The sequence below is a fragment of the Streptomyces sp. NPDC088746 genome (assembly GCF_044751065.1).
GTDB lineage: Bacteria > Actinomycetota > Actinomycetes > Streptomycetales > Streptomycetaceae > Streptomyces.
Window position 1 is genome coordinate 131,261 of the sequence record NZ_JBIVLA010000006.1, and the last position, 22,819, is coordinate 154,079.

A 22,819-nucleotide genomic window follows, 5' to 3' on the forward strand; every position below is an offset into this window, starting at 1 on the left:
CCCGCGGTCGGCCGCGCGGGTAAGGTCTGCGGCTGTGAGTGGAACATCTGCACGTCTGACACCCCCGGCCGACGCGGTGAAGCCTGTCCGCCATCCCGATGCTCCCGCGCCCGGTGAGCTCCTCGGCTCCCACTACGAACACTGTTTCGGCTGTGGTGGCGGGCAACCGCACGGACTGCATCTCCAGGCGACGGCCGGAGAGGGTGTGAGCGTCACCGCCGAGTTCACCGTGAAGCCCGCCCACCAGGGCGCTCCGGGGCTGGCACACGGCGGTGTCCTGGCCACGGCGATGGATGAGACGCTCGGCGCGCTGAGCTGGCTGCTGCGGGTCATCGCGGTGACCGGCCGGCTGGAGACCGACTACGTCCTGCCGGTGCCCGTCGACACGGTGCTCTTCCTGGAGGCCGAAGTCACCGCGGTGCACGGCCGGAAGATCTACTGCCGTGCGACGGGACGGACCGGCGGCCCCGAAGGACCTGTCGCGGTCCGTGCGGAAGCCCTCTTCATCGAGGTCAAGGTGGAGCACTTCACCGACAACGGACGGCCGGAGGAGATCCAGGCCGCGATGTCCGATCCGAACCAGGTCAGGCGCGCCCGCGCCTTCGAGGTGAACCCCTGATGCGCCACCCCGTCGACGTACTCATCCGCCGGATCGACCCGGACGTGCCGATTCCCGGATACGGACACCCGGGTGACGCCGGTGCCGATCTGGTCACCACGGAGGCGGCCGAGCTCGCCCCGGGCGAACGGGCGGTGCTCCCCACCGGGGTGTCGATCGCCCTGCCCGACGGCTACGCCGCCTTCGTCCACCCCCGCTCCGGCCTCGCTGCCCGTTGCGGAGTGGCCCTCGTGAACGCCCCGGGGACGGTCGATGCCGGGTACCGTGGAGAGATCAAGGTCATCGTGGTCAATCTCGACCCACGCGAGACCGTGAGGTTCGAACGGTTCGACCGGATTGCCCAACTGGTCGTCCAGCAGGTCGAGAAGGTGCGCTTCCACGAGGTGACGGAACTCCCCGGCTCGGCGCGGGCCGAGGGGGGCTTCGGATCCACCGGCGGTCACGCCGCAGTGGACGGCGTCACGGGCGGTAACACCCAGGGTGGGAACAGCTACGCTTCGGTCGTATCCGACCGGGAAGGACGTTGACGTGTTCGGACGTCGCAAGAACAGTGGTTCCGCCAAGGACACGGTGGACGAAGCGCGCGAGGCCGAGCAGGTCGCCGACGAGCTCGACGACACCGCCGAGGGCGGCTCGCGCCGTACAAACCTTCCGCCGGCTCCCCGCCCCGACGGGCCGTGGGACATCTCCGAGGTTTCCCAGCCCGGCGAGGGCCGGGTGGACCTGGGCGGCATCTTCGTGCCCGGGGTCGAGGGCATGGAGCTCCGCGTGGAGGTCGCCGGTGACGCGATCGTCGCGGCGACCGTCGTGCTGCGCGACAGCGCGGTCCAGCTGCAGGCGTTCGCCGCTCCCAAGAAGGAGGGCATCTGGGGTGAGGTGCGCGAGGAGATCGCCTCGGGCATCACCCAGCAGGGCGGGATCATCGACGAGGTCGAGGGCCCGCTGGGCTGGGAGCTGCGCGCCCAGGTCCCCGTACAGCTGCCGGACGGGAAGAACGGCGTACAGCTGGTGCGCTTCATCGGCGTCGACGGACCGCGCTGGTTCCTGCGCGGCGTGATCTCCGGCCAGGGCGCCGTCCAGCCGGAGGCCGCCGGGCTGCTGGAGACGATCTTCCAGGACACCGTCGTCGTGCGCGGTGACGGTCCGATGGCGCCTCGCGACCCGATCGTCCTGAAGCTCCCCAACGACGCCCAGATGGTGCCCGAGGGTGTGCAGCAGGAGGACCAGGAGAGCTCGAAGTTCTCCGGCGGTATGGGCCAGCTCCAGCGCGGGCCCGAGATCACCGAGGTGCGCTGACCGCACCCCAGTCCGTTCCGGCCGGTGGGCCGCGCCCCGGGGAGGGGGCGCGGCCCACCGGCCGTTCCATTGCCTCACCGGCTGCCTCATGCACATACTGGCCGCTGCCTGAGCAGAGCGGTACGCACGGCGGCGTACGCACGGGGGAGAGCGATGACACGGACCACCGACGGACAGACCGGCACGGCCCTGGCCGAGAGCCCGGCCGACGGTCCCATGGTGAGGGTCGAGGACCTGCACCGCTCGTACGGGAGCGGCGCTGCGGCCGTGCACGCCCTTCGGGGGGTCTCCTTCGAGATCCCGCGCGGAGAGCTCGTGGCGCTCAAGGGCCGCTCGGGATCCGGCAAGACCACCCTGCTGAACCTCGTCGGCGGGCTCGACACACCGGACAGCGGCCGCATCACCGTCGGCGGCACGGACCTCTCCGGGCTCGGTGAGGACGGGCTGCTGGAGCTCCGCCGGGACAGGGTCGGCTTCATCTTCCAGTCGTTCGGCCTGATCCCGATCCTGACCGCGGCGGAGAACGTCGGCGTGCCCATGCGCCTGCGCAGGACCGACCCGCACGAGCGTGAGGAGCGCGTGGCGCTGCTGCTCTCCCTGGTGGGCCTCGGTGACCACGCCCAGCAGCGCCCCGGAGAGCTCTCCGGGGGCCAGCAGCAGCGTGTGGCCATCGCCCGCGCGCTCGCCAACCGGCCCGCCCTCCTGATCGCCGACGAGCCCACCGGGCAGCTCGACGCCGAGACAGGGCTCGCGGTCATGCAGCTGCTGCGGGCCGTCGTGCGCAGCGAGGGCGTCACCATCCTGGTCGCCACCCACGATCCGCAGCTGCTCGGCTTCGCCGACCGGGTCCTGGAGCTCAGCGACGGGCACATCGTCGAGCACGCCTGACCTGCTGAGCCGCGTCAGAATCCCGTCAATACGGACCCCCGGCGCACCCCTCCTGCCCCGGTGCGAGAAATTCCCGGGGTAGCTTCGAATCCGGCTCCCCGTATCCGCGGCGGCCGGTTCAGGGAAGACAATGGGGCCATGGGACGCGGCAAGCTACGGATCTACCTGGGTGCGGCACCCGGCGTCGGCAAGACCTACGCGATGCTGTCCGAAGCCCATCGACGGGTGGAGAGGGGCACGGACTGCGTCGTCGCGTTCATCGAGCACCACGACCGCCCGCGCACCGAGGTGCTGCTGCACGGCCTGGAGCAGATCCGGCGCCGTGACATCGAATACCGCTCCGCCGTCTTCGCCGAGATGGACGTCGACGCCGTCCTGGAGAGGGCGCCGGCCGTGGCCCTCGTGGACGAGCTCGCCCACACCAACGTGCCCGGCTCCCGCAACGCCAAGCGCTGGCAGGACGTCGAGGAACTCCTCAAGGCCGGCATCGACGTGGTGTCCACCGTCAACATCCAGCACCTGGAGTCCCTCGGCGATGTCGTGGAGTCGATAACCGGAGTGCGGCAGCAGGAGACCATCCCCGACGAGGTCGCCCGGCGCGCCGATCAGATCGAGCTTGTCGACATGTCGCCCCAGGCGCTGCGCCGGCGTATGGCCCACGGCAACATCTACCAGTCCGACAAGGTCGACGCCGCCCTGTCCAACTACTTCCGCCCCGGCAACCTGACCGCCCTGCGCGAGCTGGCCCTCCTCTGGGTCGCCGACCGGGTCGACGAGTACCTCCAGCAGTACCGCGGCGAACACGACATCAGCGCCCCCTGGCAGGCCCGTGAGCGCATCGTCGTCGGACTGACCGGAGGACCGGAGGGCCGTACGCTCATCCGCCGCGCCTCCCGGATGGCCGCGAAGGGCTCCGGGAGCGAGATCCTCGCGGTCTACATCGCCCGCAGCGACGGACTGACCTCCGCCTCGCCGAAGGAGCTCGCCGTCCAGCGCACCCTCGTGGAGGACCTCGGGGGCACCTTCCACCACGTCATCGGCGACGACATACCGTCGGCGCTCCTCGCGTTCGCCCGGGGCGTCAACGCCACCCAGATCGTCCTCGGCTCCAGCCGCCGCAAGACCTGGCAGTACATCTACGGCCCCGGGGTCGGCGCCACCGTCGCCCGCGAGTCGGGACCCGACCTCGACGTGCACATCGTCACGCACGAGGAGGTCGCCAAGGGGCGTGGACTGCCGATCGCGCGCGGGGTCCGGCTCAGCCGCACCCGGATCGTCTCGGGATGGCTCGCCGGCGTCGGCGGACCGGCTCTCCTGACCCTGCTCCTGCACGGAATGGAGAACGGGCCGGGTCTCGCCAACGACGTCCTGCTCTTCCTCTTCCTGACCGTCGCCGCCGCGCTGCTCGGGGGCCTGGCCCCCGCGCTCGCCTCCGCCGCGGCGGGATCCCTGCTCCTGAACTACTGGTTCACACCGCCCACCCACACCCTGACCGTCCAGGACCCGGAGAACTTCGTCGCCATCGTGATCTTCTTCGCGGTGGCGGTGGCGGTCGCCTCCGTGGTCGACCTGGCGGCCCGGCGCACGCACCAGGCCGCACGGCTGCGCGCCGAGTCGGAGATCCTCTCCACGCTCGCCGGCAGCGTCCTGCGGGGCGAGACGGCCCTGGACGCCCTGCTCGACCGGGTCCGTGAGACCTTCGGTATGGAATCCGTCGCACTCCTGGAGCGGCAGAGCGACGTCGAGCCCTGGACCTGCGCCGGATCCGTCGGGCCCGCGCCGGTGGCACGGCCCGACGACGCGGATGTGGACATGCCCGTCGGCGACCACATGGCGCTGGCGCTCTCCGGCCGCGTGCTGCCCGCGGAGGACCGCCGGGTCCTGGGCGCCTTCGCCGCGCAGGCCGCCGTGGTGCTCGACCGGCAGCGGCTGGTGGGGGAGGCGGAGGCGGCCAGACGGCTCGCCGAGGGCAACCGGATCAGGACCGCGCTGCTCGCCGCCGTCAGCCACGACCTGCGTACCCCGCTGGCCGCCATCAAGGCCGCGGTCAGCTCCCTGCGCTCCGACGACGTCTCCTGGTCCGACGAGGACGAGGCGGAGCTCCTCGCGGCCATCGAGGACGGCGCGGACCGCCTGGACCACCTGGTCGGCAACCTGCTCGACATGTCGCGCCTTCAGACCGGCACGGTGACCCCGCTCATCCGCGAGCTCGACCTCGACGAGGTCGTCCCGATGGCCCTCGGCGGCGTACCCGAGGGCAGCGTCGATCTGGACATCCCGGAGACGCTGCCCATGGTCGCCGTGGACCCCGGACTGCTGGAGCGGGCGGTCGCCAACATCGTCGAGAACGCCGTGAAGTACAGCACCGGCCGGGAACGCGTCACCGTCGCCGCAAGCGCCCTGGGCGAACGTGTCGAGCTGCGGGTGGCCGACCGCGGCCGCGGAGTCCCGGACGAGGCCAAGGAACGCATATTCGAGCCGTTCCAGCGCTACGGAGACGCCCCGCGCGGGGCCGGTGTCGGCCTCGGGCTCGCCGTCGCCCGCGGCTTCGTGGAGTCCATGGGCGGCACGCTGGACGCCGAGGACACCCCGGGCGGCGGTCTCACCATGGTCCTCAGGCTCACGGCCGCGCCGGGGCAGGTGCGGGCCGGCCCCGTACCACCCGTGCGCGTCGCCTCGTGAGATCCCCGCGGCGGCGTACCCCCGTCCCGTACACGTTTTCAGGAAAGGCAGGTCCGCGATGACCCGGGTGCTCGTGGTCGACGACGAGCCGCAGATCGTGCGCGCCCTCGTGATCAATCTGAAGGCGCGCAGGTACGAGGTGGACGCGGCGCCCGACGGGGCGACCGCCCTCCAGCTCGCGGCGGCACGGCACCCCGACGTCGTCGTCCTCGACCTCGGGCTGCCGGACATGGATGGCGTCGAGGTGATCAGGGGCCTGCGCGGCTGGACCCGGGTGCCGATCCTCGTGCTGTCGGCGCGCCACACCTCCGACGAGAAGGTCGAGGCCCTGGACGCCGGTGCCGACGACTACGTCACCAAGCCGTTCGGCATGGACGAGCTGCTGGCCCGGCTGCGCGCCGCGGTGCGCCGGGCGGAACCGGTCGGCCAGGACGTCGGCGACGACCTGGTGGTCGTCGAGACCGAGGGGTTCACCGTCGACCTGTCGGCGAAGAAGGTGCACCGTGAGGGCCGTGACGTGCGGCTCACTCCCACCGAGTGGCACCTGCTGGAGGTCCTCGTCCGCAACGCCGGTCGGCTCGTCAGCCAGAAGCAGCTGCTCCAGGAGGTCTGGGGGCCCTCGTACGGCACCGAGACCAACTACCTGCGGGTCTACATGGCGCAGCTGCGCCGCAAGCTGGAGGCCGATCCCTCGCACCCCAGGCACTTCGTGACCGAACCCGGCATGGGCTACCGCTTCGAGCGGGGACGGTCCGTCCCGGAGTGATCGGCTTCACTCGTTCGGGTGGCATCCGTCCGTGCCCGCCCGTACCACAGGAGACCGGTACCCTTCGGGTATGAGCGCTGTTCCCCGATCCGAGAAGTCAGGCGGGACCTCGAGGCCGTCCGGCCGCTTCCGCCGCATGCTCGACCGGCTGTCCAGCTCCCAGGAGGACCTGGAGTCCGAGGAGCTGCGGGAGGACACGCACGCTTCGGGCTGCACGCGCATCTCCGAGTGCTCGGACCGCCAGATCGTCAAGGTCACTGGTACCTTGCGGACGGTCACCCTGCGCCCGCGTGCCGGAGTGCCCGCCCTGGAGGCGGAGCTCTTCGACGGCACCGCGCCGCTCGACGTGGTCTGGCTGGGCCGGCGTTCCATCGTCGGCATCGAGCCGGGCCGCAAGCTCATCGCGTCGGGCCGCGTAGCCATGAGCCACGGCCGCCGGGTGCTGTTCAATCCCAAATACGAACTCCGACCGCTCGGCAAGGAGTAGCCGGTGACGTCTCTCGACAAGCCGACGTCCGAAACGGACCAGCCCCACCGCACCGACCAGCAGGACGCCGACGCGAAGGCGGTCACGGAAGCCGCGCTCTTCGAGGCCTTCGGCGGCGTGCGCGGCATGGTGGAGACAGTCCTGCCCGGGCTGCTCTTCGTCACGATCTTCACCGTCAACAAGGATCTGACGGCCTCGGCGATCGCCGCGCTGGCCGTCTCCCTGGTCCTCGTCGTCGTGCGGCTGCTCCGCAAGGACACCGTCAAGCACGCCTTCAGCGGCGTCTTCGGTGTGGCCTTCGGTGTGCTCTTCGCGAAGATGACGGGCAACGCCAAGGACTTCTACCTGCCGGGCATGATCTACACGCTCGGCCTGGCCCTCGCGTACCTCGTCACGACCCTCGCGGGTCTGCCGCTGATCGGGCTGATCCTCGGCCCGGTCTTCAAGGAGAACCTCTCCTGGCGCACCAGGAACCCCGGCCGCAAGAAGGCGTACGCCAAGGCCAGCTACGCCTGGGGACTGATCCTGCTCGCCAAGTGCGCGATCCTCTTCCCGCTGTACTGGTGGGCCGACACCGCCCAGCTCGGATGGGTGCTGGTCGCGCTCAAGATCCCGCCGTTCCTGCTCGCCGTGTATCTGACGTGGGTCTTCCTGGCCAAGGCGCCGCCGCCCATCGACGTCTTCGCGGAGATGGAGGCGGAGGAGCAGACGGAGAAGGACCGCAAGGCCCGCAAGGCGGTCGAGGACAGCCTGGCCCCCGGGTTCGCGCAGGCCGAACAGGACCTGACCACGGGCCTCACCCGCACGGAGCGCGACGCCGGTCCCGCCAGGCACCGCCGTACGGACTGAGTTCGGCCGGGCCGGGGCTTCGCCATGGCTCGCAGGAGCCGTAACCCGCAGGAAGGGGCCCGGACCGTACGTCACCGACGTACGGCCCGGGCCCCTTCCGTGTGCTCGGGACGCTCAGCCCTGCCTCAGTCCTCGTCGGGCTCGCGGCGGACCGACAGCAGGTCCTCCAGCTGCTCCTCGCGGGCCTGGGCGGCCACGAACAGCAGCTCGTCACCGGCCTCCAGGGTCTCCTCGGGGCTCGGCGTCAGCACCCGGGTGCCGCGGATGATCGTGACGAGCGAGGTGTCCTCGGGCCAGGCCACATCACTCACCCGGATGCCGGCCAGCGCCGACTCCGGGGGCAGCGTCAGCTCGACCAGGTTGGCGTCGCCGTGGCTGAAGCGCAGCAGCCGGACGAGATCGCCGACGCTCACCGCCTCCTCGACCAGCGCGGACATCAGACGCGGAGTGGAGACCGCGACGTCGACGCCCCAGGACTCGTTGAACAGCCACTCGTTCTTCGGGTTGTTCACCCGTGCCACGACCCGCGGGACGCCGTACTCGGTCTTCGCCAGCAGTGAGACGACCAGATTGACCTTGTCGTCACCCGTCGAGGCGATCACGACGTTGCACCGCTGGAGCGCCGCCTCGTCGAGCGACGTGATCTCGCAGGCGTCGGCGAGGAGCCACTCGGCCATCGGGACGCGCTCCACCGAGATGGCGGTCGGCGCCTTGTCGATCAGCAGCACCTCGTGCCCGTTCTCCAGCAGCTCGGCCGCGATGGAACGGCCCACCGCGCCGGCCCCGGCAATCGCGACGCGCATCAGTGACCGCCCTCCTCGGGACCTTCGGCAAAGGCCTCCTCGACCTTCGCGATCTCGTCCGTACGCATCATCACGTGGACCAGGTCGCCCTCCTGCAGAACCGTCTGCGACGTGGGCAGTATGGCCTCACCCAACCGGGTGAGGAAGGCGACACGGACGCCCGTCTCCTCCTGCAGTGTGCTGATCTTGTGCCCGATCCAGGACGGCGTGGTGTGCACCTCCGCGAGCTGCACACCACCGCTCGGATCGCGCCACAGCGGCTCCGCGCCCGACGGCAGCAGCCGCCGCAGCATCTGGTCCGCCGTCCAGCGGACCGTGGCCACCGTGGGGATGCCCAGACGCTGATAGACCTCGGCACGCCGCGGGTCGTAGATACGCGCCGCGACGTTCTCGATGCCGAACATCTCGCGGGCCACCCGGGCGGCGATGATGTTGGAGTTGTCGCCGCTGCTGACGGCCGCGAACGCTCCGGCCTCCTCGATCCCCGCCTCACGCAGGGTGTCCTGGTCGAAGCCGACCCCGCTGACCCGCCTGCCGCCGAAGCCGGAACCGAGCCGGCGGAACGCCGTGGGGTCCTGGTCGATCACGGCGACCGTGTGCCCCTGCTGCTCCAGGGTCTGCGCGAGAGCGGCTCCGACGCGCCCGCAGCCCATGATGACGATGTGCACCTTGCGCCTACCTCGCCGTCCTGGTCGTCCGGATGACCTGCGAAAACACCCTGCTCACACTTCTCTCTCAGCTTGCGGGGCAAACAATCGGGCAACCACCTTCGGCGTTGCCCGTGGATGAGCTTATGCGGCGACGCCCGCACCGCCTCATCCGAGTGTGCGTATCCCGCAGGGCGATGAGCAAAGGGAGGTGCGCCGCTGGGCGGGAGGGGGAGCCACCGAGGGCCGCGGCCGGTCCGCACCGCAAGGATTTCGTTAAGGATTCCATGGACTTTTGCGGTGAGGGCGGGTAATTATGAAGGTTTTCCGGGTGCCGAGGGGGTGGTGCTTCGGCGGCGTGTCCCAGCAGCGCTTACGATCCTCACCGTGTCCAAACTGACCGACGTGCCCAAACGGATCCTGATCGGCCGGGCGCTGCGCAGCGACAAGCTGGGAGAGACGCTCCTCCCCAAGCGCATCGCGCTCCCCGTCTTCGCATCCGACCCGCTGTCCTCCGTTGCGTACGCACCCGGAGAAGTCCTCCTCGTGCTGTCCATCGCGGGCGTGTCGGCCTACCACTTCAGTCCGTGGATCGCGGTCGCGGTCGTGGTCCTGATGTTCACCGTCGTCGCCTCGTACCGGCAGAACGTCCGCGCGTACCCGAGCGGGGGAGGCGACTACGAGGTCGCCAACACCAACCTCGGCCCCAAGGCCGGTCTGACCGTCGCCAGCGCCCTCCTCGTGGACTACGTCCTCACCGTCGCCGTGTCGATCTCCTCGGGCGTGGAGAACCTCGGTTCCGCCATCCCCTTCGTCGTCGAGCACAAGACGTCCTGCGCCATCGGCGCCATCGTGCTGCTGACGCTGATGAACCTCCGGGGCGTCAAGGAGTCGGGCAAGCTCTTCGCCATCCCGACCTACCTGTTCGTGGCCGGGGTCTTCGTGATGATCCTCTGGGGCGCCTTCCGCGGGCTGGCCCTCGGCGAGACCATGCACGCGCCCACCTCGGACTACGAGATCAAGCCCGAGCACCAGGGGCTCGCGGGCTTCGCCCTCGTCTTCCTGCTCCTGCGCGCCTTCTCCTCCGGATGCGCGGCCCTCACCGGCGTCGAGGCGATCAGCAACGGCGTCCCCGCCTTCCGCAAGCCGAAGAGCAAGAACGCCGCGACCACCCTCGCGGCGATGGGCCTGCTGGCCGTCACCATGTTCTGCGGCATCATCGGCCTGGCCATGGCCACCGACGTGAAGATGGCGGAGAACCCCGCGAAGGACCTGCTCCACAACGGTGTCGCGGTGGGTGCGGACTTCACCCAGGACCCGGTCATCTCCCAGGTCGCCGCGGCGGTCTTCGGTGACGGGACGTTCTTCTTCGTCTTCCTCGCGGCCGCCACCGCCCTCGTGCTCTTCCTCGCCGCGAACACCGCGTACAACGGCTTCCCGCTCCTCGGCTCGATCCTCGCCCAGGACCGCTACCTGCCCCGCCAGCTCCACACCCGCGGTGACCGGCTCGCCTTCTCCAACGGCATCGTGCTGCTCGCCGGGGCCGCGATCCTGCTCGTCTGGATCTACGGGGCCGACTCGACCCGGCTGATCCAGCTCTACATCGTCGGTGTCTTCGTCTCCTTCACACTCAGCCAGACCGGCATGGTGCGGCACTGGAACCGCCATCTGCGTACCGAGAAGGACCCGGCCGCACGCCGGCACATGGTCCGCTCCCGGGCGATCAACACCTTCGGCGCGTTCTTCACCGGACTGGTCCTGGTCGTCGTCCTGGCCACCAAGTTCACCCACGGCGCCTGGGTCGCGCTGCTCGGCATGGTGATCTTCTTCGGCACGATGACCGCGATCCGCAAGCACTACGACCGGGTCGCCGAGGAGATCGCCGCGTCCGACACCCCGTCCGACGACACCATGAGGCCTTCACGGGTCCACTCGATCGTCCTGGTCTCCAAGCTCCACCGGCCCACGCTGCGCGCACTGTCGTACGCCAAGCTGGTGCGCTCGGACCAGCTGGAGGCGCTGTCCATCAGCGTCGACCCGGACGAGACGAAGGCGCTCAGGAACGACTGGGAGCGGCGTGGCATCGACATCCCGTTGAAGATCCTCGACTCGCCCTACCGAGAGGTGACCCGGCCGGTCATCGACTACGTCAAGAGCCTGCGCAAGGACCGCCCGCGCGACGTGATCAGCGTCTACATCCCCGAGTACGTGGTCGGCCACTGGTACGAGCACCTGCTGCACAACCAGAGCGCGCTGCGGCTCAAGGGCAGGCTCCTCTTCACGCCGGGCGTGATGGTGACCTCCGTGCCCTACCAGCTGGAGTCCTCCGAGGCCGCGAAGGTGCGGGCCAGGAGGCGTGCGGACTGGATCGCCCCCGGGTCGGTGCGTCGCGGTCCCGTGGAGCGGCGTCACAAGGATCCGAACCAGAAGGGCTGACTCCGCGCTCCGCCTGTGGTAAGCGGCCGGCTTCCGCCCACGTAGACTGGTGGGCTGTTGTCCGGCCGTTTTGCCGTTTTCCTTTTTCCTGACCTCTGGAGCCACCCCCTCATGCAGAACGAATCAACGTCGTCGCAGGCCGGGGAGTCGCAGGCCGGGGAGTCACAGGCCAGGGAGTCACAGGCCGGGGAGGACCTGATCGGCCGGGAGTACGAGGTCGAGGTCGGCCCCGTCGCCCACGGCGGCCACTGCATCGCCCGCACGTCCGAGGGCCAGGTGCTCTTCGTGCGCCACACCCTCCCCGGCGAGAAGGTCGTCGCCCGGGTCACCGAGGGCGGGAGCGACTCCCGTTTCCTGCGCGCCGACGCGGTCACGGTCATCGAGGCCTCCAAGGACCGGGTCGAGGCCCCCTGCCCGTACGCAGGGCCCGGCAAGTGCGGCGGCTGCGACTGGCAGCACGCCAAGCCCGGCGCCCAGCGCCGCCTCAAGGGCGAAGTGATCGCCGAGCAGCTCCAGCGCCTCGCGGGCCTCACGCCCGAGGAGGCCGGCTGGGACGGCACGGTCATGCCGGCCGAGGGCGACAAGCTCCCGCCGGGCGAGGTCCCCGCGTGGCGCACCCGCGTGCAGTACGCCGTCGACGCGGACGGCCTGGTCGGACTGCGCAAGCACCGTTCGCACGAGGTCCAGCCGATCGACCACTGCCTGATCGCCGCTCCCGGCGTCTCCGAGCTCGGCATCGAGAAGCAGGACTGGCCGCAGATGGCCACGGTGGAGGCCATCTCCGCCACGGGCTCCCACGACCGCCAGGTCATCCTGACCCCCCGCGAGGGCGGCCGCCTCCCGCTCGTAGAGCTCGACAAGCCGGTCTCCGTGCTCCGCGTCGACGAGAAGGACGGCGGCGTCCACCGGGTTCACGGCCGCGCCTTCGTCCGTGAGCGCGCCGACGACCGTACGTACCGCGTGGGCTCGGGCGGCTTCTGGCAGGTGCACCCGCAGGCGGCCGACACGCTGGTCCGCGCGGTCATGCAGGGCCTGCTGCCGCGCAAGAACGACATGGCGCTGGACCTCTACTGCGGTGTCGGCCTGTTCGCCGGCGCCATCGGCCAGCGCATCGGCGAGAAGGGCGCGGTGCTGGGCATCGAGTCGGGCAAGCGCGCCGTCGAGGACGCCCGCCACAACCTGAAGGACCTGGACCGGGTCCGTATCGAACACGGCAAGGTCGACCAGGTACTGCCGCGCACGGGCATCACCGAGTGCGACCTGATCGTCCTGGACCCGCCGCGCGCGGGCGCGGGCAAGGCCACGGTCAAGCACCTGGCGTCGCTGGGCGCCCGCAAGATCGCATACGTGGCGTGCGACCCGGCGGCACTGGCGCGGGACATCGCGTACTTCGCGGAGGGCGGGTACAAGGTGCGGACGCTGCGGGCGTTCGACCTGTTCCCGATGACGCACCATGTGGAGTGCGTGGCGATTTTGGAGCCTGCTGACAAGGGTGCCTGACCTGCAGTTTTGTGGTCCGGGTGGGTTGTTCGACCTGTTTCCCTCCGTGCAGCGGGTCGAGCGGACGGATCGGCCCTCGAAAGGCCGCTGGCCTGCGAATTCATGAGCAGGATGCGTCGACGTCGATGGAGGGCTCGTCGAGGATGACCAGCGGGACGGGCGCGACCGCGGCCATCGGGAACGCGGTCCGCCGGCGCACCCCGCCGGACACGCCCCGGCCGTCCCGCAGGGCGCGCCGGTCGAACCACTCGTGGATGTCCAGGTCCTCGGCGAGGCTGCCGCGTCGGCACCGGACATGCTGCGCACCCGTCCGGCGATCTCGATCGCGCCGCGGGGTGTCAAGCCCTCGATCGGCGCCTGTGACCGTGGCTGGAGTGCCATGCATCGGCGGGCCGTCGCCGGTGGCCCGTTACTCCGTAACTGAGACTCCGCCCCGTCGTGGCCGGCGGGGAGACACCCCGGTCGTGGTCACGAATTCCTGCGGCCCTGACTTCCGCGTTCGGTACCCAACTGCTGTCGCCCTCGAGCGTCCGTGGGGGCCGGCATGCATGACGCTCCAGCTCCGAGATTCCACCGCTCGGAGGTTGGAAGGCCCTCGTGACCTTGGGGTTCGCTGTCCTGAAGCGCGAAGGCGTGTGCCTCCCTGACCAAGGGCGAGGGCTACGGGCGAGCGCCGTTGTGCGGTCCGGGCCGGCGCGACACCAGCAGCTGGGCCGCCTCGTACGTGAAAGCCGACCGGGTGTACAGCACGGGCATATTGCTCCCCGGTCCGGTAAGGAGTGACACCATGGACGAGCGACAGCATGCGGGTGGAGGAGCCGAGAGGGAGCTGACGGGGACTGCCCTCCAGCGCCCTGCCCAGGGCGTTCAGTCAGGCCGTAACCTCCGGGCGATGGAGCCACAGCGGGGCGGCGAAGGAAGCCTTGCCCACGTCGTCGAGGTCCTGCTGGACAAGGGGCTGGTGCTCAACGCCGACATCATGGTGTCCGTCGCCGGCGTCGAGTTGTTGGGCATCAGACTGCGGGCGGCGCTGGCCTCCTTCGAGACCGCCGCCCGCTACGGGCTCGAGTTTCCAGCCGGTACGGACCTGGAGACTGCGGCCTGGCGAGAGGCCATGGAAGAGCGCGAATCGTGCCCCGACTGCGGCAAGAGGGTGGCGATGCAGCAGCTTCTCGACGAGATGTGCCCTTGGTGCGGCTGGCGCAGCGCCAAGGCCCTGTCGGCGACAGCCATGCCGGCCGCTGTGGACGCCGGGTCCGGCGCCCAGGACGGGGTGAAGCGCCGGTCCGCAGGTACGGAGCGTGCGTCCGAGCGGCGGCGCGATGGTGCCTGACACGGTCGGCCCGGCCCCCTTGAAGCCGACCCGGGATCCCCGGGTGACATTGGACGATCTTCTTGAGGTCGTGTTCAACAAGGGGGCCGTCCTCCACCTCGACCTCATCATCGCGGTGGCGGACATCCCCCTGATCGGCGTGAACGTCCGGGCTGCCATCGCGGGCATGGAGACGATGCTTGAGTACGGGATGCTCCGGCAGTGGGACGCCGACACCCGGGCCTGGGCCGAGCGCAGCGCGAGCGCCAAGGCGGAGCTGGCCTCCGGCGAGACCCTGGTCGCCCGCATGTTCGGCGGCCACTACGACGAAGGGGCCCTGTACAACTCGTGGCGGCCGGGCACGCTGTTCCTCACCGACCGGCGGGTGCTCGTCCAGCGACGCGAGCCGCGGGAAGTGCTGTGGGAGGCGGAGCTCACCGATATCCGCTCCACCCGCTTGCAGACGGAGGCGTCCGTCGGTGGTGAGGAGCGTACCCGGGTGTGCGTGGAACTGGCCGATGGCCGGAGCGCGGTGCTGTCGGCAGCCGAGCCGGAGACCTTCCACGAAAAGCTGCGGCAACAGGCACCGCATGTGCGGTCGAGGGCCCCGCACGTTGTGGCGCCTGCCGGAGGAGGCTCCGTACAGGAGGGTTACCTCTGGTATCACGAGCCGCGGCGCGGGGAGTACCTGTGGCGAGGCGGCCAGGGGAAGCTTGATTCCGGTGTGTTCACCTGGAAGTCTCCGCTGGACGCGAGGCCCGCGGTGTCCGTGGCTGCCAGGGAGATCCTGGACGTACAGATGACGTCGGGTAAGACTCCGGGCGGCCATACGCGTGCCTTCGTCCTGCAGACCCCCGACGGGGAGGTCGTGCTGGCCGCCGACGACGCGCAGGTGTGGGCCGGTCACCTGCGTACAGCGGCGGCCCCGGACGCCGGGTCCGGCGCCACGGCTGCGATGACGACCACGAAGGAGACGAGCGATGACACTCACCGTTGACGAGAAGAGCTTGAAACACGGGGTCCTCTCCCTCGTGGTCACGCTCGTGGAAGTCATCCAGGAAGCCCTCGAACGCCAGGCTCTGCGGCGTATGGAGGGCGGTGACCTCTCGCCGGAGGAGCTCAACCGGCTGGGAGATGCGCTTCTGGAGCTGGACGAGGCCATGACCGAGATCAAGGAGGAGCACGGCATCACCGTTTCCGTCGCCGACATCCACCGTGGTCTCGACGAAGTGGTCGACGACGTCGTCGACAAGCTGGTCAATCCGTCGCGTTGGGCCCAAGAGGCGGGACCGCAGGAGGGGCTGCGATGAGCGGCCCCGACGCCCTGTACGTGTACGCCCTTCTGCCCGACCCGGGGCCGGCCCCGGCGCCGCTGGGGGCCGGTATCGAGGACAGCCCTCTGCATTTCTGCCGGGACGAGGCCGGCGGACTCGCCGCGCTCGTCCACCACGCCGAGGCCCAGCCCTACGAAGGGGCTGACGACGCTGTACGCCGGTGGATCGCGGCCCACGATCGGGCGGTCGAGGCGGCATGGCGAGCCGCCGGGAGCGTGCTGCCCATGACGTTCAACGTGCTGGTCCCCGCGGGCGTGGGCGGGGACGGCGAGGACCAGAGCGCCGAGGAGCGTCTGCGGAGCTGGCTGGTATCGCACCGCGAGGACCTGACCAGCAGGCTGTCCGCCCTGCACGGGCTGGCCGAGTACAGGGTCGAGATCACGCTCGACAACACCGAAGCCCTTGCCGAGGACGGCCGAGCCCGCGAGCTGGCCGCGCAGATGGAGAGCAGTCCGCCCGGCCTGCGGCGGCTGCTTGGCAAACGCCTGGAGGGCCTGCGCCGGGAGAGCGCCGAATCCTTCGCCGACCGGCTCTACGCCGCCACCCGCCGCCGGCTGACCGCAGTGGCGGAGGATCTTCTGGAGCGACGGCGCTCGGTGCGCAACGCGGAGGAGACCGACGTGCTGACCGTGGCGCTGCTCGTCCGGGAGAGCGAGGTGGACTCGCTGGGGCTGGTCCTCGCCGAACTGGACGAGGAGTACCCCGCCCTGCGGGTGCGTTTCCTCGGCCCGTGGCCGCCCTACTCCTTCACCGAGGTTCAGCCCGGTGCCGAGCGGGCCGCCGAAAACGCGTCCTGAGGTGACATCAAGCCTGGTGCCGCCTTCTTGTACGGGCGCGCGGGAGTGCCGTGCCCAGGTGACGGCGCGGCTGTCCATGAAGAAATCCTGTGGGCCGATGTCGTGCGGTTGCCGTCGGACGTCCGGGCGTCGTTGACGTACGAGCCGCCCCGTGACGGCAGTTGAAGACCAGTGCCGCTCACCCCGCTTGGCCGGCCGGCGCCCTTCTTCGGGAAGCGGGTGTCGTCCACGATCAGGACCGCACCCGGATCGCCGGGTTGTTCGACCACGTGGTCACGCACATGGCCCAGGAACGCGTCGGCGTTCCACTCGATCCGGTTCAACAGCGGAGGGATACGGTCCCGGACCTGCGTGACCCGCCTCCTGAGCCGGCGGCCGGCCGTTCTTCCGCTCCGGCGGCGCTGTGAGCCTCCGCACACAGGCAACAGCGGACTCGCGTGGCTCCGACCTGGTGATCCGGTGCGAACCGCCCCTGCATCGCAGTCAACTCACCGGCCCACGAACTGGGCGCAGCGAGATCCCCACCCAAGTAGTCCTCCGAGTCTCACCGTGCCGTCTCCGCAGCCTCGACGGAGGGAGCCGGTCGCGGCGCCAGACCGAACGCCTGGGCGAGGAGCTCGTGGGAGCGGCGGCGGGCAGCGGGGTCGGCGATGAGGTCTTGGACCATGATCTCGTCGGCGGCGCTTTCTTCGATCATCTGCTCCAGGGTGGCGCGGACGTCGTCGGGTCCGCCGGCGACGAACTTGGGCCACCGGCCGTCCACGATGGTGACGGGCTCGTCCCTCTCGGCCTGCGTCAGCTCCCCGGCGGCGTCGTCGGGGGTGGGCACCATGACCGATCCGGCCTTACGTCCGGCCCGGGCCAGACGGGCGTAGTAACCCTTGGGGGAGTTCGCCAGGTGAAGACCGTCGGCGGTGGTGTCGCCGACGGCGACATTGACCGCGAGGATCGCGCGTGGCGAGCCCAGGCCGAAGCCTTGAGGCCGGAAGGACTCACGGTAGCGTCGCAGCGCCGGTGCCGCGCTCGTCGGGTTGATGAACCCGGCGAAGGTGTAGCCGATGCCCAGACCCGCGGCCAGATTCGCTCCGTTCGGGCTGGAACCGAGCAGCCAGGTCTGCGGGACCGCGGGCACGGTGGTCATCAACGGGTGTCCGGCGAAAGGGTGGTCGCCGGGGAAGGTCTCGTAGAGCCAAGCCAGCGTCTCCAGCACCTGCTGCTGGTGGTCGGCCTGGGCGGGTTGCTGTCGGTTCTGCTGCAGCGCGAGGTCCAGCACCGGTCCAGCGGTGGCGCGGCCCATGCCCAGATCGATCCGTCCCGGGGCCATCGCCTCGAGCTGCTTGAACATCTCAGCGACCTTGAACGGGCTGTAGTGGTTCATCAGCACCGCCCCCGAACCCAATCGGATGGTCGAGCTCGGCGTGGCCGCGGCCGCGATCAGCAGTTCGGGGTGGTGGGATGCGCCCGATCGACTCAGGTGATGCTCGGCGAACCACACCCGGTGGAACCCCAGCGCTTCAGCGTGCCGAACGCCCTTGAGGGAATCGGCCAGAGCATCCGTCTCCGTGGTGCCGGGCGCGACCGTCCCGAGGTCGATGATCGACAACTTCACAGGTGGGCACTCCTTGGCGTCGACGCGTGGACAGGGCCGACGGTACGCCAGTGCAGGGCTGTCATTGCCGGAGCGGGCAGCCCGGTCCGGGGGCCTGGCGGATCGGCCCCAGCGGCTCGCGCTCCGCGGGGCGCTACTCGGTGCGCAGCGCCGTGGCCGTACGGGCCCTGGCCGCCCAGCCGGCCGGAATCAGCGCGCCCAGCACCGCGATCACGACCCCGCCCAGTCCCAGCAGGAGCAGCTGAACAGGTTCGTACACATCGAGGACGAGCGACGGCAGGCCGGTGCCCACGGCGCGCCCCATCACCGGCATGACGACGTGGTGCAGCGTGTACCCCACGGGCACGCCGAGCAGCCCGCCGAACACGCCGATCACGGCCACCGAGGCGAGCACGAGGCTCAGGGCCTGCCGCGGTGTCATGCCGATCGCCTTGCAGACACCCAGGTCGTGGATACGTTCCCGGGTGTCGAGGACCACGGAGTTGAGCACGCCGAGACCGGCCACGATGATCAGCATGAAGGTGAGCAGCACCGCCATCGCGGCCATGATGAGGATGACGCCGTCCTGTCCGGACTCGGAGCCGGGCGTGGCGTCGCCACCCAGCGGCTGTACGACCGCGGCGGCCTTCTGGGCGTACTCGTGGGCGGAGACGCCGGCCTTCGTCTCGACGAGGAAGGTACTGGGCTCGGCCGACTTGAAGTCGGCCATGTCCGCGTGGATCTCCAGCTGGCTGCCCGACGTGTCGAAGGACTCGCCCACGATCCGCAGATTCGCTGTCTCCTTCTCGTAGGTCACCCGCACCGTGTCACCGAGCTTGGTGCTGGTCCTCTCCAGGAAGCGTGAGGGCACCACGACCTGTCCCTTGCCGGTGATCCAGTGCCCGGAGAGCATCTCGTAGCTGCCGGCGCGCGAATCGCCCTCGTAGAGGCTGGCCTGGATCGATCCCGAGACCCCCGCCACGGCGACCTCGGTCTGGGCCTTGCCGTAGTACGACTCTGTGCCCGGCTGCGACGTGACGGCGGACCGCACCTTCGACGGGTCGGCGACCTTGGGCTTCTTGGACGTGCTCGCCGCGCTGTTCCCCACGGGAGGTGGGCCCGACTCGCTGCTGCCGGGGGGAGGAGGATCTCCCGCGTCGCCCCCCACAGGAGGAGGCGGCGGGGGAGCGACTTCGATCGCCTTGGTCGTCGTGACCGTGACCGCGGCACGGTTCTCGGGGTCCTGCGAGGTGCCGATCGCGTTCAGGGACGAGGTAAGACCCACCGCGAACGTCGCCGCGACCGTGCCGAACGCCACCGCGAGCAGCATCGCGAGGCTGCGTACCGGATGCGTGAAGGGGGTGGCGAGACCGTAGGTCACCGGTCGCGGGAGCGGCAGCGTCCCCATCGCCCTGTGCGCCCACCGGCCGCGTCCCGTGCGCGGCGCCCGGCCGACCGCGATGGCCTCGACCGTCCGCAGTCTTCCGGCCCGCAGCGCGGGAATCAGCGCCGCGAGCCCCACGACGACCAGGGTTGCGGCCGGCACGGCGACATCCACCCACCAGGCCACCGAGAGCGAGACGCCGCCGTACACCGACTCCGTGTCGGACAACAGTGGCACTGCCAGGAGGTTGCCCAGGGCGACACCCAGGACGATGCCGGCGACGGCCGGGATCAGCGCCTGGGCCACGTAGGCGCGCACGACCTCGCGCGGAGTGAAGCCGATGGCCTTGAGGATGCCGATTCTGCGCAGGCCGGTGCCGACCGCGCCACTGATCACACTGCTGACGATGATCACCGACATCACGATGCCGAGCGCGCCGAAAGCCGTCACGAACGGGACGGTGGCCGCCGCGCCCTGATCAGCGGCGCGCTTGGTGTCCAGCCAGGACTGGGTCCCAAGGAGCGCTCCGGGCCCCACGGAGGCGGCGAGCTTCCTCCGGTCGGCGATGATCTGCTGCTTCGTGCTCGCGGAGTCGAAGCGGTAGAGCATCTGACTCGCGACCGGGTTGCCCTCCGACGCCAGCGCGTCGACCTGCGCGGGGACCGCCCAGGCGTCGGCGCTCTTGCCGGCGGAGAAGGCGAAGCCGACGATCGAGAGGGTCGGGGCGTCCTTGGCGTCCGACGTCTTCACGGGGGTGCCGATCCCGACGGCGGGCCCCTCGAACGACGCGTCGAGCACGATCTCGCCCGGCTTCTGCGTCCACCGGCCCGACTTCAGATCCACCCGGTCCACGGCGCCGTCGGGGCCGGACCGCCCGACCAGGGTCAGCGTCGGCAGTCGGAAGCCCGCCCGGTCCACCGGACGGACCGACGTGGACGGGTACGGTCCCGCGCTCGCGGCGACGCCGGGCAGCTTTCCGGTCTTCGCCAGCTCCGCCGCGCTCGCCTTGGCCGGATCGAACTGCGCGGTGATGTGCGAGCCCTGCTGCTCCTTGAAGGCGTGATCGAAGGGAGCGGCCGCGGCGACCATCAGCGACCCTGCGACCACGGCCGAGGCCACGGCCATCATCGTGGCCACGGCGATCACCACGGTCTGCACCCGTCGCCGGCCCACCCCGGAGCGTACGACCCGGCCCAGCGCGCCGGTACCGAACAGGCTCATCGGACGGCCTGCGCGTGGGAGTCGAGGGCGACGTGACCGTCGACCAGGTGAATAGCGCGGCTCGCGCATGCCTTCGCCAGCGTCAGGTCGTGCGTCACCAGCACGATGGTCTGTCCGGCCCGGTGCAGATCCATCAGCAGATCGCGGACGTTGTTGCCCGAGGCGGTGTCGAGCGCGCCGGTGGGCTCGTCGGCGAGCAGCAGCGCGGGCCGGTTGACCAAGGCCCGGGCGACCGCGACCCGCTGGCGTTCACCTCCGGACAGTCTGCCGGGGTAGGCGCGGGCATGCTTCTGGATGCCCAGCATGTCCATGAGCTCACCCGCGCGGGCCGCGGCCTTGCGCCGACCGGTCCCGGTCAGCTGGGCCGGGAGCTGAATGTTGTCGGTGACGGTGAGGTCGTCGAGAAGATTGAAGAACTGGAAGGCCATGCCGATGTGCTCGCGACGGAACTTGGCGAGGGCGTGCTCGCTCAACTGGTCGATCCGTCGCCCGGCCACGATCACCGCGCCATCGGTCGGCTTGTCCAGGCCGGCGACGAGGTTCAGCAGAGTGGACTTACCGCTGCCGGAAGGGCCCGTGACGGCAAGGGCCTCACCTTTGGCGACGCCGAGTGTGAGAGGTCCGAGCGCCGGCGCGCCAGAGCTGTCGTAGCGCTTCGCCACACCCTCCAGTTCGATCACTTGATGCATAAGAGTTGTCCGTCCTTACGGTCGCGAGAGCACATGCCGTTGCCGGTCCTGCGAACCTAGAGGTGCCGCGTACGGGGCGCGTCGGCCGGAGAACCAGCATCAAGCCCTTCCTGCGGAGGATTCGGCCGCGGAGTCATACCTGAGAAGTAGGCATCTGGGGGCAGTGCCCTGGCCGGACAGGCCGACGCGGGCCGAGCGGAAGGCGCACCACAATGCACGGATGGAGACGGAAGGCCGGCGGAGCCGGCATCAGGAGCTCATCGACGCGCTACGCCCGGAGGCGAAGGCCGCCCCGCTGTCCCGGCGAGCGGTGCGCGCCGATGTGGTGCTGGCGGTCGTACTGACCGTCGTCGCCCTGTTCGTGGCGGTGCGCTATCCCGGGGGCGGGCCGGTGAACATCAACCCCCCTACGGTGGACGTCGGGACCGGGGTCCCCGCCCCGCCCCCGCCGCCCGACCCTGGTCAGGTGCCCGTGGAGGAAGGACCCTCCTCCACGCCCTGGGCCCTGGTCGTCCTGTCGACGCTGCCGTTGGCAGCCCGGCGCCGGTATCCGCTGACCTTGTTCGTGGTGGTGCTCGGCGCAGCACTGGCCATCAGCAGCTCCGCCTCCTGGATCACCGTCCTGGCCTGTGTCATCGCCGCCTACAGCGCCGTCGTGTACAGCCGTTACCGGATAGCGGCGATCGCCGTCCTCGTGATCGCCGCCGCGCTGTCCGGTTTTGCTTTCCGCGACGCTGAACCCGTGCTTCCCGGATGGTCCAGCCCGGGATTCGTGCTCCTGGTCGCAGGGATGCTGGCCAGCCTCGTCCGTTTCCTGCAACTGCGGCTGGCGTTCAGCCGGGAGCGGGTCACTGAACTGCAGGCCGCTCAGGAGGAGGCCACGCGCCGTGCAGTCGAGGAGGAGCGTGCCCGCATCGCCGCCGAACTGCACGACGTTGTGACCCACAATGTGAGCGTGATGGTGATCCAGGCCGGCGCGGCCCGCAAAGTGATGGACATGGCGCCCGAGCAGTCGAAAGAGGCGCTGCTGGCCGTCGAGGCGGGCGGTCGGGCCGCCATGGCCGAACTCCGCCACGTGATGGGCCTGCTGGCTACCCCGGACCTCGAGAGGCCCGACGGCCTGGAGCCCCAGCCCGGGCTCGCGCAGCTCGACGCGCTCGTCGCACGAGTACGCGCTGCCGGGACGCCTGTGAGCGTCGGGGTGTCGCTGTCGCCGGATCCGTTGCCACCGGGGGTGGACCTCGCGGCGTACCGCGTCGTACAGGAGGCGCTGACCAACACGATCAAGCATGCCCGCGGCGCGCAGGCGTCCGTCGCCATCGGTTGCGCCGACGGCTGTCTGGAGATCGAGGTCACGGACACCGGCGGTGCCAAGGCCGCCCCGCCGGCGGAGAGTAACGGCCGTGGCCATATGGGCTTGCGCGAGCGGTTGGCCGTCTACAAGGGCGAGCTGACGGCCGGGCCGACAGACGCCGGCGGCTACCGGGTCCTGGCCCGTATCCCTCGGAGTGCCGTATGAAC

At 70.3% G+C, this 22,819-nt stretch carries 21 protein-coding genes; 15 read left to right on the forward strand and 6 right to left on the reverse strand.

Annotation, left to right across the window (positions count from 1 at the left end):
* Positions 1-34 precede the first annotated feature (34 nt).
* The 8 genes from ACIP63_RS25720 (at position 35) to ACIP63_RS25755 (ending at position 7,587) form a co-directional block, all read left to right on the forward strand.
* Positions 35-619, forward strand: a complete 585-nt coding sequence (locus ACIP63_RS25720) for a PaaI family thioesterase (protein WP_401519855.1) — start codon at positions 35-37, stop codon at positions 617-619.
* Positions 619-1,146, forward strand: a complete 528-nt coding sequence (gene dut / locus ACIP63_RS25725; RefSeq protein ID WP_401519857.1) for a dUTP diphosphatase — start codon at positions 619-621, stop codon at positions 1,144-1,146. Before ACIP63_RS25720 ends, dut begins: the two co-directional genes overlap by 1 nt.
* 1 nt (position 1,147) lies before the next feature.
* Positions 1,148-1,915 carry a DUF3710 domain-containing protein gene (locus ACIP63_RS25730; RefSeq protein WP_401519860.1) on the forward strand — a complete coding sequence of 256 codons (768 nt, stop codon included), beginning with the start codon at positions 1,148-1,150 and terminating at the stop codon, positions 1,913-1,915.
* A gap of 153 nt (positions 1,916-2,068) precedes the next feature.
* On the forward strand, positions 2,069-2,803 hold the full coding sequence (locus ACIP63_RS25735) for an ABC transporter ATP-binding protein (protein ID WP_401519863.1): 735 nt from the start codon (positions 2,069-2,071) through the stop codon (positions 2,801-2,803).
* 138 nt (positions 2,804-2,941) lie between these two features.
* A complete protein-coding gene (locus ACIP63_RS25740; protein WP_401519866.1) occupies positions 2,942-5,485 on the forward strand; it encodes an ATP-binding protein in 2,544 nt (847 codons plus the stop codon).
* A gap of 58 nt (positions 5,486-5,543) precedes the next feature.
* Complete coding sequence (locus ACIP63_RS25745) at positions 5,544-6,251, forward strand: response regulator (RefSeq protein WP_104789635.1); 708 nt, start codon at positions 5,544-5,546, stop codon at positions 6,249-6,251.
* A 70-nt stretch (positions 6,252-6,321) separates the two neighbouring features.
* Positions 6,322-6,738 carry an OB-fold nucleic acid binding domain-containing protein gene (locus tag ACIP63_RS25750; protein ID WP_393762080.1) on the forward strand — a complete coding sequence of 139 codons (417 nt, stop codon included), beginning with the start codon at positions 6,322-6,324 and terminating at the stop codon, positions 6,736-6,738.
* A 3-nt stretch (positions 6,739-6,741) separates the two neighbouring features.
* Positions 6,742-7,587, forward strand: a complete 846-nt coding sequence (locus ACIP63_RS25755) for a DUF3159 domain-containing protein (protein WP_401519870.1) — start codon at positions 6,742-6,744, stop codon at positions 7,585-7,587.
* Positions 7,588-7,712: 125 nt separating this feature from the next.
* Here the strand turns inward: ACIP63_RS25755 and ACIP63_RS25760 are convergent, their stop codons facing one another.
* Complete coding sequence (locus ACIP63_RS25760) at positions 7,713-8,390, reverse strand: potassium channel family protein (RefSeq protein ID WP_401519873.1); 678 nt, start codon at positions 8,388-8,390, stop codon at positions 7,713-7,715.
* On the reverse strand, positions 8,390-9,058 hold the full coding sequence (locus ACIP63_RS25765) for a TrkA family potassium uptake protein (protein ID WP_014153600.1): 669 nt from the start codon (positions 9,056-9,058) through the stop codon (positions 8,390-8,392). The genes ACIP63_RS25760 and ACIP63_RS25765 overlap by 1 nt, the downstream gene beginning before the upstream one ends.
* 366 nt (positions 9,059-9,424) lie before the next feature.
* Here ACIP63_RS25765 and ACIP63_RS25770 point away from each other — a divergent pair, with 366 nt between their 5' ends.
* Together ACIP63_RS25770 and ACIP63_RS25775 are read left to right on the forward strand one after the other, a co-directional pair.
* The gene (locus ACIP63_RS25770) at positions 9,425-11,473 is read left to right on the forward strand and encodes an APC family permease (RefSeq protein WP_401519876.1); all 2,049 of its coding nucleotides are present in this window, start codon (positions 9,425-9,427) and stop codon (positions 11,471-11,473) included.
* 111 nt (positions 11,474-11,584) lie between these two features.
* Positions 11,585-12,973 carry a class I SAM-dependent RNA methyltransferase gene (locus tag ACIP63_RS25775; protein WP_401519879.1) on the forward strand — a complete coding sequence of 463 codons (1,389 nt, stop codon included), beginning with the start codon at positions 11,585-11,587 and terminating at the stop codon, positions 12,971-12,973.
* Between the two features lie 100 nt (positions 12,974-13,073).
* On the opposite strand, the gene ACIP63_RS25780 is transcribed toward ACIP63_RS25775, so the two are convergent.
* Positions 13,074-13,358, reverse strand: coding sequence for a hypothetical protein (locus tag ACIP63_RS25780; protein ID WP_401519882.1), 285 nt, complete (start codon positions 13,356-13,358; stop codon positions 13,074-13,076).
* Positions 13,359-13,865: 507 nt separating this feature from the next.
* Between ACIP63_RS25780 and ACIP63_RS25785 the strand changes: the two genes are divergently transcribed.
* Genes ACIP63_RS25785 through ACIP63_RS25800 form a run of 4 tightly spaced genes read left to right on the forward strand, consistent with a single transcriptional unit; the run spans position 13,866 to position 16,416 of the window.
* Positions 13,866-14,306: a gas vesicle protein gene (locus ACIP63_RS25785; protein ID WP_401519885.1), complete on the forward strand. Its 441-nt coding sequence runs from the start codon at positions 13,866-13,868 to the stop codon at positions 14,304-14,306.
* Positions 14,307-14,349: 43 nt separating this feature from the next.
* Positions 14,350-15,282, forward strand: coding sequence for a gas vesicle protein (locus tag ACIP63_RS25790; protein ID WP_401519887.1), 933 nt, complete (start codon positions 14,350-14,352; stop codon positions 15,280-15,282).
* Positions 15,266-15,595 (forward strand): gas vesicle protein K, encoded by a 330-nt coding sequence (locus tag ACIP63_RS25795; RefSeq protein WP_401519890.1) that lies wholly within the window; start codon positions 15,266-15,268, stop codon positions 15,593-15,595. Before ACIP63_RS25790 ends, ACIP63_RS25795 begins: the two co-directional genes overlap by 17 nt.
* Positions 15,592-16,416: a GvpL/GvpF family gas vesicle protein gene (locus ACIP63_RS25800; protein WP_401519893.1), complete on the forward strand. Its 825-nt coding sequence runs from the start codon at positions 15,592-15,594 to the stop codon at positions 16,414-16,416. Before ACIP63_RS25795 ends, ACIP63_RS25800 begins: the two co-directional genes overlap by 4 nt.
* 544 nt (positions 16,417-16,960) lie before the next feature.
* Here the strand turns inward: ACIP63_RS25800 and ACIP63_RS25805 are convergent.
* The 3 genes from ACIP63_RS25805 to ACIP63_RS25815 all read right to left on the reverse strand — a co-directional run bounded on the left by ACIP63_RS25805 (position 16,961) and on the right by ACIP63_RS25815 (position 21,298).
* Entirely contained in the window at positions 16,961-18,025 is a 1,065-nt protein-coding gene (locus ACIP63_RS25805) for an MsnO8 family LLM class oxidoreductase (protein ID WP_401519896.1), read from the reverse strand.
* A gap of 133 nt (positions 18,026-18,158) precedes the next feature.
* A complete protein-coding gene (locus ACIP63_RS25810) occupies positions 18,159-20,609 on the reverse strand; it encodes an ABC transporter permease (RefSeq protein WP_401519899.1) in 2,451 nt (816 codons plus the stop codon).
* Positions 20,606-21,298 (reverse strand): ABC transporter ATP-binding protein, encoded by a 693-nt coding sequence (locus ACIP63_RS25815; protein WP_401519902.1) that lies wholly within the window; start codon positions 21,296-21,298, stop codon positions 20,606-20,608. The genes ACIP63_RS25810 and ACIP63_RS25815 overlap by 4 nt, the downstream gene beginning before the upstream one ends.
* Before the next feature lie 220 nt (positions 21,299-21,518).
* Here ACIP63_RS25815 and ACIP63_RS25820 point away from each other — a divergent pair, with 220 nt between their 5' ends.
* The gene (locus ACIP63_RS25820) at positions 21,519-22,817 is read left to right on the forward strand and encodes a sensor histidine kinase (protein WP_401519905.1); all 1,299 of its coding nucleotides are present in this window, start codon (positions 21,519-21,521) and stop codon (positions 22,815-22,817) included.
* The last annotated feature ends 2 nt before the right edge of the window (positions 22,818-22,819 follow it).

Coding starts and splice junctions, on each gene's coding strand:
- ACIP63_RS25735 (WP_401519863.1), top strand. CDS start 2,069: ATGACACGGACCACCGACGGACAGACCGGCACGGCCCTGGCCGAGAGC.
- ACIP63_RS25810 (WP_401519899.1), bottom strand. CDS start 20,609: ATGAGCCTGTTCGGTACCGGCGCGCTGGGCCGGGTCGTACGCTCCGGG.
- ACIP63_RS25780 (WP_401519882.1), bottom strand. CDS start 13,358: ATGCATGGCACTCCAGCCACGGTCACAGGCGCCGATCGAGGGCTTGAC.
- ACIP63_RS25785 (WP_401519885.1), top strand. CDS start 13,866: ATGGAGCCACAGCGGGGCGGCGAAGGAAGCCTTGCCCACGTCGTCGAG.
- ACIP63_RS25745 (WP_104789635.1), top strand. CDS start 5,544: ATGACCCGGGTGCTCGTGGTCGACGACGAGCCGCAGATCGTGCGCGCC.
- ACIP63_RS25750 (WP_393762080.1), top strand. CDS start 6,322: ATGAGCGCTGTTCCCCGATCCGAGAAGTCAGGCGGGACCTCGAGGCCG.
- ACIP63_RS25815 (WP_401519902.1), bottom strand. CDS start 21,298: ATGCATCAAGTGATCGAACTGGAGGGTGTGGCGAAGCGCTACGACAGC.
- ACIP63_RS25800 (WP_401519893.1), top strand. CDS start 15,592: ATGAGCGGCCCCGACGCCCTGTACGTGTACGCCCTTCTGCCCGACCCG.
- ACIP63_RS25775 (WP_401519879.1), top strand. CDS start 11,585: ATGCAGAACGAATCAACGTCGTCGCAGGCCGGGGAGTCGCAGGCCGGG.
- ACIP63_RS25740 (WP_401519866.1), top strand. CDS start 2,942: ATGGGACGCGGCAAGCTACGGATCTACCTGGGTGCGGCACCCGGCGTC.
- ACIP63_RS25795 (WP_401519890.1), top strand. CDS start 15,266: ATGACACTCACCGTTGACGAGAAGAGCTTGAAACACGGGGTCCTCTCC.
- dut (WP_401519857.1), top strand. CDS start 619: ATGCGCCACCCCGTCGACGTACTCATCCGCCGGATCGACCCGGACGTG.
- ACIP63_RS25760 (WP_401519873.1), bottom strand. CDS start 8,390: ATGCGCGTCGCGATTGCCGGGGCCGGCGCGGTGGGCCGTTCCATCGCG.
- ACIP63_RS25820 (WP_401519905.1), top strand. CDS start 21,519: ATGGAGACGGAAGGCCGGCGGAGCCGGCATCAGGAGCTCATCGACGCG.